Origin of the sequence: Cellulomonas endophytica (assembly GCF_004123805.1) — a bacterium.
In the GTDB taxonomy this organism is placed as follows: Bacteria; Actinomycetota; Actinomycetes; order Actinomycetales; family Cellulomonadaceae; genus Cellulomonas; species Cellulomonas endophytica.
Map to the genome: position 1 here is coordinate 1 of NZ_RWJX01000104.1, position 9,625 is coordinate 9,625.

The following is a 9,625-nucleotide window of genomic DNA, read 5'->3' on the forward strand; positions in this document are numbered from 1 at the left end:
GGGGGCGCGCGGCGCCCGGGCCGCCGGCGGCGGCACGGCGGAGTCCGTCCCCGGAGGCCCGGCGGACGGCGAGGCCGGCGGGGCCGAGGGCGCGGCGCGGGGGGGATGGCCCGGCGAGAGGGACGCCGGACCTGCCGCAGGCGCGCCGCGCGAGGCCGACCGGGTCCGGCGGCACGGTCCGGACCTCCCGCCGGCACGGCCCGAGGGGCGCGGGCCCGACCTCGGGTCCCCGGACGGCCGCGCGGGCACCCCCGGCGACCCGCCGGGCGTCCGCGCCGTCCGGCGCCTCGGCGAGCTCCGGGACCTCGACGACCGTCTGGCCGCCTACGAGGCCGGCGTCGTCGTGGCGCTCCGTGCGGCGACCGACGAGCTGCTCGACCGGGTGGTCCAGGACCCGCCCGGGGTGCTGCAGGCGCTGTCCCGGCCCCTGCCCACCGACCGCTGACCGCGCTCCGGGGGCCCGGGTCCCGGGTCCCGTGCGTGGCATGCGGCACACTGGGCCCGGGGCCGCAGCGGCCCCGGGTGGTCGCGGACGGGACGGGGGCGTCGTCCGGTCTATGCCTGGCACGAGGCCAGGAGAGGGTGGGGTGCTCGTGCCTGACGACGTCGTGCTGTCCGCGCCGATGTTCGCCGGACTGGACCGTGAGTCCTCGTCGACGCTCGTCGAGCGCATGAAGACGCACGAGGTGGTCCGGGGGCAGGTCCTGTTCCACGAGGGCGAGCCGGGTGACCGGCTCTACGTCGTGCGCAGCGGGAAGATCAAGCTCGGGCGGCGCTCGAACGACGGCCGGGAGAACCTCCTGGCCGTCCTCGGACCCGGCGAGATGTTCGGCGAGCTGTCGCTCTTCGACCCGGGTCCGCGGACCGCGACCGCCTCCGTCGTCGCCGACGGAGCCGTGCTCGAGCTCGCGCACGCGGACCTCGTCACCTGGCTGCAGCTCAACCCGGGCGTCGCGCAGCACCTGCTGCAGGCCCTGGCCCGCCGGCTGCGGCGGACCAACGAGGCCCTGGCCGACCTCGTCTTCTCCGACGTCCCCGGGCGCGTGGCCAAGGCCCTGCTCGACCTGTCCACCCGTTTCGGGGAGCAGACCGACGAGGGCGTCCGGGTCGCGCACGACCTCACGCAGGAGGAGCTCGCCCAGCTCGTCGGCGCCTCCCGCGAGACCGTCAACAAGGCGCTCGCCGACTTCGCGGCGCGCCGCTGGGTCCGGCGCGAGGGCCGTGCGGTCGTCCTGCTGGACGTCGACCGGCTGGAGCGCCGCGCGCGCTGAGCCGTGAGGCTCGTCCGCCGATCGGTCGACCGCCCGACCCGCCCTCCCCGCAGCGCCGCGGGGAGGGTCAGGGCGCCCCGAGCTCCACGAGGACCTCGACCTCGACCGGGGAGTCGAGCGGCAGCACCGCGACCCCGACGGCCGAGCGCGCGTGGACGCCGGCGGCACCGAGGACGTCCGCGAGCAACGTGCTGGCGCCGTTGGCGACCGCCGGCTGACCTGTGAAGCCGGGGTCGCTGGCGACGAACACGACGACCTTGACGACCCGGACGACGGCGTCGAGCGCGTCGGCGGGCACGGCGCCGCCGCCGCCCGCACCGGCGTCCCCGGCGACGACGGACGCGACGGCGGCGAGCGCGTTCAGCGCGGCGGTCCGGGCCAGGTCGGCGGCCGTCGCCGGGTCGACGAGGCCCGGGCCCACGCCGACCTTGCCCGTCACGGCCAGGGCGCCGTCACGGAAGGGCAGCTGCCCGGAGGTGTGGACGTACGCCCCCGTGCGGACGGCCGGGACGTAGGCCGCGACCGGCGCCGCGACCGGCGGCAGCTCGAGCCCGAGCCCCGCGAGGCGGTCGGCGGCGCCCACGCCTCAGGCGCCCTGGGGGCGCTTGAGGTAGGCGACGAGGCCCGTCCCGCCCTCGAGCACCTGCACGAGCTCCCAGCCGTCCTCGCCCCACTGGTCGAGGATCGCCTTCGTCGCGTGGACGATGAGCGGGACGGTCGCGTACTCCCAGCGGGTGGTGGCCATGCCGGTCACCCTAGCCGGGCGTCCCGGGTCCTAGCGGGCGGCGGCGCGCTCGAGGGCCGGGACGGGCACCTGCGTGCCGAGCAGCTCCTCGTGCCACGAGCGGACGTCGGGCCGGCGCCGCAGCAGCGCCCGGCGCTCCCGCTCGGTCATCCCGCCCCAGACGCCGAAGTCCATGCGGTTGTCCAGCGCGTCCGCGAGGCACTGCAGCCTCACGGGGCACCGCTCGCACACGGACCGGGCCTCGCGCTGCGCGGACCCCTCGACGAAGAGCGCGTCCGCCGGGTAGTCCCGTCCGCACGACGCCTGCGCGCTCCAGTGGCCCTCGGCCGCCAGGATGCTCATGCCGCCTCCCCCTGACCTGGCCCGGCCGCCGTGGCGTCCGGCACCCGCCGCCCCCCGGCGGGTGGGTCCAGGTCCCTCTCCGGACCGGACGGTAACGCGTGCTCCGGGCCCCTGAGTAGACCCTGAGGAGGTGGTCTCGGCCCGGCCCGGTGTCGCCTGCGTCACACGTCGCCCGCGCCGTGGTCGCGTGCCCACCGCGCCGCCCACCGCGCCGCCCGCGCCCGGGCCGGCGCGGCGCGTGCCGCCGTGTGGACATCCGGTGCAGGTGTGCCCCCCGGGCACCACCGCCCCTCGGCGCCGTCGGTGCCCGCCGTTAGCCTGTGCGCCATGCCCCAGCCCCCCCGTGCCCGCCGTCAGGTCACCGGGTTCCAGGCGCTCGCGCTGCTGCTGAGCCTGGTGCTCGTCGCCGGCGTCGGCGGCCTCCTCACCGCCGGCCTGCTGCTGCCGTCGGTCGCCGCCGCGAGCACGGCCACGGAGGTCACGGTCACCGCGTTCGACGACCTGCCGGGCGAGCTGCAGGAGACCGCCCTGCCGGAGAAGTCGACGATCCGCGCCGCGGACGGGACGGTGCTGGCGACGTTCTACAGCCAGAACCGCGTGGTGGTGTCCCTCGACCAGATCTCGCCGTCCCTGCGCGACGCCGTCGTCGCGGTGGAGGACCGGCGCTTCTACGAGCACAACGGGGTCGACCCGACGGGCATGGGTCGCGCGCTGCTGCGCAACCTCGCCGGCTCCGGGGGCCAGGAGGGCGCGTCGACCCTGACGCAGCAGTACGTGAAGAACGTGCTCGTCGAGCAGGCCCTGGAGCAGGACACCCCCGAGGCGCGGGCGGCGGCGCTCGCGGCGGCGCGGGAGGACGAGGGCGACGCGGGCTACGCCCGCAAGCTCCGGGAGGCCAAGCTCGCCCTCACGCTCGAGGAGCGGCTCTCGAAGGACCAGATCCTCGAGCGCTACCTCAACATCGCGCAGTTCGGCGTCTCCGTGTACGGGGCCGAGTCGGCGGCGCAGTTCTACTTCAGCAAGCCGGCGGCGGAGCTGACGTACCTGGAGGCCGCGACGATCGCCGGGGTGACGAAGAGCCCGACGGCGCTCGACCCGGTGCGCAACCCCGACGCGTCCCAGGTCCGCCGCAACACGGTCCTGTCCCTCATGCACCGGCAGGGCAGGATCACGGACGAGGAGTTCGCCACCGGCACGGCGACGCCGCTCGTCGACACCCTGCGCGTCTCCCAGCCCAAGCTCGGCTGCATGTCCGCCGGTGACGTCATCGCCGGCTCCGGGTACTTCTGCGACTACGTCGTCAAGGTCATCCGCAACGACCCGGCCTTCGGCGAGACGCAGGACGAGCGCGTCTCCCTGCTCTACCGCGGCGGGCTGGACATCACGACGACCCTCGTCCCGGGCGAGCAGACGGCCGCCGACACGGAGGTCAAGGCGGGCGTCCCGGTCGACGACCCGTCGGGCATCGCGAGCGCCCTCGTCGTCGTCGAGCCCGGCACGGGCCGGATCACGGCGATGGCCCAGAACCGCACGTACAACAACGAGACGGGTCAGACCGAGCGCGAGACCTCGGTGAACTACAGCACGAGCTACACCTACGGCGGCAGCACGGGCTTCCCCCCGGGGTCGACCTTCAAGCCCTTCACGCTGCTCGAGTGGCTGAAGAAGGGCCGCAACCTCAGCGAGGTCGTCAACGGCAGCGTGCGCCCGCTGAACGAGAACATGTTCACCGCGTGCGGCAGCCGCTTCCCGAACCGCTCGTGGACGCCGGGCAACGCCGAGGGCGGCGCGGGCAACATGACGGTCCTCAACGCGACGAAGAACTCGGTCAACCTCGCCTACCTCACGATGGCGACCCAGCTGGACCTCTGCGACATCATGGCCGGCGCCGCCGACCTCGGCGTGGTGAAGGCGGGCGGCAGCGAGGACAACACGGGCGAGTTCGACGCCTACCCCTCCACCGTCCTCGGCTCGGACTCCACCACCCCCCTGTCCATGGCCGGCGCCTTCGCCGCGTTCGCCTCGGGCGGGGTGTACTGCACCCCCATCGCCATCACCCAGGTGCTCGACGCGGCCGGCGAGGCGCTGCCGGTGCCCGACGCGGGCTGCCGGCAGGCGCTGGAGCCCCGCATCGCGAACGCGATGAACTACACGCTGAGCAACGTGTGGACGGGCACGGCCAGCGGCGTCGACCGGCCCTCCTACACGGCGGCCGGCAAGACGGGCACCACGTCGGAGAACGAGCACACCTGGTTCGTCGGCTTCAACCCCCTGCGCTCCGCCGCGGTCTGGGTCGGCTACGCCGACAACTGGCAGCCCATGCAGGGCGTGCGCGTCAACGGGCGCGTCGTGCGGAACATGTACGGGTCGACCATCGCCGCGCCGACGTGGGTGCGGTTCATGGACCAGGCCATGGCGGGCCTCAGCGTGCCCCCCTTCGCCGCCCCGGAGAACGACCAGGTGGTGGGCCGGCGCGTGAGCGTCCCCTCCGTGGTCGGCCGGTCGGTCGGGGCCGCGACGAGCGCCCTCGAGGCGGCGGGCTTCCGCGTCCGCGTCGCCTCCGAGCGGGTGTCCTCGACCCTCCCGGACGGCGCCGTGGCGCAGCAGTCGGCCCGCACGTCGACGACCGGCGCGACGATCACCCTGACGCTGTCGAACGGTCAGCCGCCGGCGCCGACGACCCCCCCGGCCGACCCCGCACCCCCCGCCCCCGACGCCGGGCAGGGCGGCGGGGACGGCGGCGGCGGCCAGGGCGAGGGCCAGCCCGGGACCGAGGGGTGACCGCGGCCCGCACGCTGGGCCGGGCGGTCGGCGCGGCCGCCCTCGCGGGCACGGCGGCGCTCGCCTGGGGCGGCCTCGTCGAGCGGTCGCTCTTCGCCCTGCGCGAGGTGACCGTGCCGGTCCTGCCCTCCGGCCAGTCGCCCCTGCGGGTGCTGCACCTGTCCGACCTGCACCTGATGCCCGGCCAGCGGCGCAAGATCGACTGGGTCCGCGACCTCGCCTCGCTGCGGCCCGACATGGTCGTCGACACCGGCGACAACTGGTCGCACCTCGACGCGATGCCCGGCCTGCTGCGCGCCCTGGAGCCGCACCTGGCCGTCCCCGGCGCGTTCGTCCTCGGCTCGAACGACTACGTCGCGCCGGTCCCGCGCAACCCCGCGCGCTACCTCCTGCGCGACTCGCGCCGACCGCGCACGGACCACCAGGACCTGCCCTGGCGCGAGCTCGTCGCCCGCTTCACGGCGGCGGGCTGGGTGGACCTGGAGAACCGCCGCGGCGTCGTCGAGGTCGACGGGCGGCGCGTGGCCCTCGTGGGGACCTCCGACGCGCACCTGGACCTCGACCGCTACCCCGCCGCCGGCGGCCCCGACGACGCGCGCACGAGCGGCGCCGTCGACCTGCTGGTGGGCGTCACGCACGCGCCCTACCGGCGGGTGCTGGACGCGCTGCACGCGGACGGGGTCGACCTCGCGATCGCCGGGCACACCCACGGCGGGCAGATCTGCGTGCCGGGCCTGGGCGCGCTCGTGACGAACTGCGATCTCGACACGGGCCGCGTCAAGGGGCTGCACGGCTGGCCGGGGCCCCGGCCCGACCGCACCGGCGGGTCCGGCTCGAGCTGGCTGCACGTCAGCGCCGGCCTCGGGACATCCCCGTACGCGCCGGTGCGCTTCGCCTGCCGCCCCGAGGCGACGCTGCTCACGCTCGTCCCCGTCGGCACGGCCGGCCCCGACCGGGCCTGACGGGCCCGGACCGGCCCGCCCCGGCCCGGTCGGGTGTCCCGACCTGCCCCGCGCGTCGGGTACTCTTGTCAGGCTCCCCGGGGTGTGGCGCAGCTTGGTAGCGCGCCTCGTTCGGGACGAGGAGGTCGTGGGTTCGAATCCCGCCACCCCGACCCAGGGATCCTCCGCGAGGAGGGCGTGAAGGGGCCGGACCGTGAGGTCCGGCCCCTTCGTCGTCCCCGGGTGCGGGCGCCCGTGGCGGTGCGCGGTCGCCCGGGTGGTCGCGCCGCCCCGCGCGTGGCCACGTCCCGCCCACGGCGGCCGACGACGGCAGGATGCCCCTGTGAGCGGCAGCGACGGGGCGACGAGAGGCAGCACCACGGCCGGCGGCGACGTGACCGGCACGACGCGACCCCCGGAGGGTCCCGTGGCCCAGGGCCGGGCGACGGGCGCGGCGCGGGCGCGGCCCCCGCTCGGCACCCTGTTCGTCCGGGCGCACCGGGTCGACGCCGACGGCGAGGTCCCGGACGCCTGGGTGCTCGTGCGGGACGGGCGCATCGCAGCGGCCGGCACGGGCGGCCCGCCCGCGCCGGACGACGTCGAGGTCGTCGACGTCGCCGGCCGTCTCCTCGTGCCCGGCTTCGTGGACCTGCACGGCCACGGCGGTGGTGGGGCGTCGTTCGACGACGGCGTCGGGGCCGCCCGGACCGCGCTCGCCGTGCACCGCGCGCACGGCACCACCCGCTCCGTGCTGAGCCTGGTCGCCCGGCCGGTGGCGGACCTCGCCCGGTCCCTCGCCGCGGTCGCGGACCTCGCCGACGAGGACCCGCTCGTGCTCGGCAGCCACCTGGAGGGGCCGTGGCTCGCCCCGGGCCGGCACGGCGCCCACGACCCGGCGCACCTGCTCCCCCCGCGGCCCGCCGACGTCGACGCCCTGCTGGCCGCGGCCCGCGGCACGCTGCGGCAGGTCACCCTCGCGCCGGAGCTGCCCGGGGCGGACGCGGCCGTGCGCCGGCTCGTCGGCGCGGGCGTCGTCGTCGCCGTCGGGCACACGGAGACCGACGCCGCCGGGGCCGCGGCGGCGTTCGGCGCCGGCGCCACCCTGCTCACGCACGCCTTCAACGCGATGGCGGGCATCCACCACCGCGCGCCCGGCCCGGTCGTCGCGGCGCTGCGCGACCCGCGGGTGACGCTCGAGGTCGTGCTCGACGGCCACCACGTGGACCCGTCCCTCGTCGGCGTCCTCGCCGCCGCCGCGCCGGGTCGCCTCGCGCTCGTGTCCGACGCCATGGCCGGTGCCGGAGCGCCGGACGGCGACTACCGCCTCGGCGCCCTCGACGTGACGGTCCACGACGGCCTCGCGACGGTCGCGGGCACCTCCACGATCGCGGGCTCGACCCTCACGCTCGACACCGCGCTGCGGGTCGCCGTGCAGGTCGTCGGGCTCGACCTCGTCGCGGCCGTCGCGGCGCTCACCGCGACGCCGGCCGCCGCCCTCGGCCTCGGGCACCGCCTCGGCCGGCTCCGGCCCAGGATGGCCGGCGACCTCGTCGTGCTCGGGGACGGCCTCCGGGTCGAGGGCGTCTGGGCGGACGGCCTCCGGCTGGCCTGACCGCCCCGCCACGCCCCGCCCGCCCGCGTGCCGGGGAGGACGCCGACGGGCCCCGGTCGACGACCGGGGCCCGTGGGGTGCAGCGCGTCAGGCCGGAGCGCCCGCGAACCGGTACGTCGCGAGCAGCTCGGCGATCTGGACCGCGTTGAGCGCCGCGCCCTTGCGCAAGTTGTCGTTCGAGACGAACAGCGCGAGGCCACGGCCCTCCGGCGCGCCCTCGTCGGCGCGGATCCGCCCGACGAAGGACGGGTCCTGCCCCGCGGCGCCCAGCGGCGTCGGGACGTCGGCGAGCTGGACGCCCGGCGCCGTCGACAGCAGCTCCGTGGCGCGCTGCGGGCTGATCGGCCGCTCGAACTCCGCGTTGATCGACAGCGAGTGCCCGGTGAACACCGGCACGCGGACGCACGTGCCCGACACGAGCAGGTCGGGGATGTCGAGGATCTTGCGCGACTCGTTCCGCAGCTTCTGCTCCTCGTCGGTCTCCCCCAGTCCGTCGTCGACGATCGACCCGGCGAGCGGGATGACGTCGAACGCGATGGGCGCCACGTACTTCTGCGGCTCCGGGAAGCGGACGGCGGACCCGTCGTGCACGAGCGCGAGCGTGTCCTGCTCGACGGCGGCGCGGACCTGCTCGTCGAGCTCGCGGGCGCCGGCGAGGCCCGAGCCCGAGACGGCCTGGTAGGTCGACACGACGAGGCGGCGCAGGCCGGCCTCCTCGTGCAGCACCTTGAGGACGGGCATCGCGGCCATCGTCGTGCAGTTGGGGTTCGCGACGATGCCGAGGGGGATCTCGTCGAGGGCGCCGGGGTTCACCTCGGACACGACGAGCGGCACCTGCGGGTCGCGCCGCCAGGCGGAGGAGTTGTCGACGACGACCGCGCCCGCCGCGGCGAACCGCGGGGCGTGCTCGCGCGAGCCCGTGGCGCCGGCCGAGAAGAGCGCGAGGTCGATGCCCGAGAGGTCCGCCGTGGCGACGTCCTCGACGACGACGTCCTCGCCCCTCCACGGCAGCGTCGTGCCGGCGGAACGGGCGGAGGCGAAGTACCGGATGCTCGCGACGGGGAAGTCGCGCTCCTCCAGCAGCGCCCGCATGACCTTGCCGACCTGCCCCGTGGCACCGACGACGGCGACCCGCACGCCGGGACGCCCCGAGGCCTGCTGCTCCGCTGCCGCGCTCATCGCCCGGTCCCTCCGTACACGACGGCCTCGGCCGTCTCCGCGTCCAGGTCGAAGGCCGTGTGCACCGCGCGCACGGCCTCGTCGAGCGAGTCCGCCCGCGTGACCACCGAGATGCGGATCTCCGAGGTCGAGATCATCTCGATGTTGATGCCGGCCGTCGACAGCGCGGCGAACAGCCGCGCCGAGACACCGGGGTGCGACTTCATCCCCGCGCCGATGAGCGAGAGCTTGCCGATGGCGTCGTCGAACTGCAGCGACGCGAACCCGATGCCCGGCTGGTGCGCCGTGAGCGCGGCCGTGGCGGCGGGGCCGTCCGTGGCGGGCAGCGTGAAGGAGATGTCCGTCAGCCCGGTGCGGGCCACGGACACGTTCTGCACGATCATGTCGATGTTGACGCCCGCGCCGGCGACGACCTCGAAGATGCGCGCGGCCTTGCCCGGCACGTCGGGGACGCCGACGACCGTGATCTTGGCCTCGGACCGGTCGTGCGCGACGCCGGCGATCATCGGCTGCTCCATGGGCACCTCTCCCTCGGTCGTGCGGGGCCGGTCGGTCACCAGGGTCCCGGTGTGCGTCGAGAACGACGAGCGCACGTGCACGGGGACGCCGTAGCGGCGCGCGTACTCCACGCACCGCAGCACGAGCACCTTGGCACCGCTCGCCGCCATCTCGAGCATCTCGTCGTAGCTGATCCGGTCGAGCTTGCGCGCGGACGGCACGATGCGCGGGTCCGCGGTGAACACGCCGTCGACGT

General features: G+C 76.2%; 9 protein-coding genes, 1 tRNA gene and 1 pseudogene. 6 read left to right on the top strand and 5 right to left on the bottom strand.

Annotation, left to right across the window (positions count from 1 at the left end; all coding sequences use genetic code 11):
• Both EJA20_RS18870 and EJA20_RS17125 read left to right on the top strand, forming a co-directional pair.
• Nucleotides 1-445 (top strand): annotated as a pseudogene (locus EJA20_RS18870) (hypothetical protein); the annotation flags it as partial.
• Between the two features lie 148 nt (nucleotides 446-593).
• Complete coding sequence (locus EJA20_RS17125) at nucleotides 594-1,271, top strand: Crp/Fnr family transcriptional regulator (RefSeq protein WP_129339747.1); 678 nt, start codon at nucleotides 594-596, stop codon at nucleotides 1,269-1,271.
• Nucleotides 1,272-1,338: 67 nt separating this feature from the next.
• On the opposite strand, the gene EJA20_RS17130 is transcribed toward EJA20_RS17125, so the two are convergent.
• The 3 genes from EJA20_RS17130 to EJA20_RS17135 are packed head-to-tail and all read right to left on the bottom strand — an operon-like array spanning nucleotide 1,339 to nucleotide 2,358.
• Nucleotides 1,339-1,854 (bottom strand): RidA family protein, encoded by a 516-nt coding sequence (locus EJA20_RS17130; protein ID WP_129339742.1) that lies wholly within the window; start codon nucleotides 1,852-1,854, stop codon nucleotides 1,339-1,341.
• Between the two features lie 3 nt (nucleotides 1,855-1,857).
• Entirely contained in the window at nucleotides 1,858-2,016 is a 159-nt protein-coding gene (locus EJA20_RS18875; RefSeq protein ID WP_164984045.1) for a Sp36 family protein, read from the bottom strand.
• A 30-nt stretch (nucleotides 2,017-2,046) separates the two neighbouring features.
• Nucleotides 2,047-2,358, bottom strand: coding sequence for a WhiB family transcriptional regulator (locus EJA20_RS17135; RefSeq protein ID WP_129339743.1), 312 nt, complete (start codon nucleotides 2,356-2,358; stop codon nucleotides 2,047-2,049).
• A 327-nt stretch (nucleotides 2,359-2,685) separates the two neighbouring features.
• Between EJA20_RS17135 and EJA20_RS17140 the strand changes: the two genes are divergently transcribed.
• The 4 genes from EJA20_RS17140 to EJA20_RS17155 all read left to right on the top strand — a co-directional run bounded on the left by EJA20_RS17140 (nucleotide 2,686) and on the right by EJA20_RS17155 (nucleotide 7,692).
• Complete coding sequence (locus EJA20_RS17140) at nucleotides 2,686-5,139, top strand: transglycosylase domain-containing protein (protein WP_129339744.1); 2,454 nt, start codon at nucleotides 2,686-2,688, stop codon at nucleotides 5,137-5,139.
• Nucleotides 5,136-6,101, top strand: a complete 966-nt coding sequence (locus EJA20_RS17145; RefSeq protein WP_129339745.1) for a metallophosphoesterase — start codon at nucleotides 5,136-5,138, stop codon at nucleotides 6,099-6,101. Before EJA20_RS17140 ends, EJA20_RS17145 begins: the two co-directional genes overlap by 4 nt.
• Nucleotides 6,102-6,179: 78 nt before the next feature.
• A tRNA-Pro gene (locus tag EJA20_RS17150) sits at nucleotides 6,180-6,253 on the top strand.
• A gap of 308 nt (nucleotides 6,254-6,561) precedes the next feature.
• Complete coding sequence (locus tag EJA20_RS17155) at nucleotides 6,562-7,692, top strand: N-acetylglucosamine-6-phosphate deacetylase (RefSeq protein WP_129339748.1); 1,131 nt, start codon at nucleotides 6,562-6,564, stop codon at nucleotides 7,690-7,692.
• Nucleotides 7,693-7,779: 87 nt separating this feature from the next.
• On the opposite strand, the gene EJA20_RS17160 is transcribed toward EJA20_RS17155, so the two are convergent.
• Nucleotides 7,780-8,871, bottom strand: a complete 1,092-nt coding sequence (locus EJA20_RS17160) for an aspartate-semialdehyde dehydrogenase (RefSeq protein WP_129339746.1) — start codon at nucleotides 8,869-8,871, stop codon at nucleotides 7,780-7,782.
• Nucleotides 8,868-9,625 (bottom strand): aspartate kinase (locus EJA20_RS17165; protein ID WP_164984046.1); only part of this gene is annotated, 758 nt, incomplete at its 5' end. The genes EJA20_RS17160 and EJA20_RS17165, both read right to left, overlap by 4 nt.